Origin of the sequence: Mesorhizobium sp. WSM4884 (genome assembly GCF_029625675.1) — a bacterium.
Lineage (GTDB): Bacteria > Pseudomonadota > Alphaproteobacteria > Rhizobiales > Rhizobiaceae > Mesorhizobium.
This window is the reverse complement of sequence record NZ_JARTVO010000067.1, coordinates 1-266: the sequence shown is the minus strand read 5'-3', so window position 1 is coordinate 266 and position 266 is coordinate 1. Positions and strand designations below refer to the sequence as shown.

Annotated in this window: 1 protein-coding gene; it reads left to right on the top strand. The window is 66.9% G+C overall.

The genetic code is table 11. The features are described from left to right. Positions 1 to 266: hypothetical protein (locus P9236_RS30700; RefSeq protein WP_278078212.1), on the top strand; the 266-nt coding region annotated here is incomplete at both ends.

The window sequence follows — 266 nt, the reverse complement described above, 5'->3', positions numbered from 1 at the left end:
CACGACACGGAGCTGGTGGAGGAGTTGAGTGGCACCATGCCACGATTCGGTCGTCACCTCGTAGTTCTCGCAGCCTCGGCGGCTGCCGTCACCGCCCAACTGGTGGTGTCGCCACCGATCGCACTCGCCGCCGCGGTGTGGAACAACCCGCCGCAACGCCTGTACATGTCGCCGTCGGGCTCGGTGTCACCGCTCCCGGTTGGAGAGCTGCCCTTTATCGGTGCCGACCCGATCTCCGGGGACAGCCGAGTGCTCAACCTCAGCGC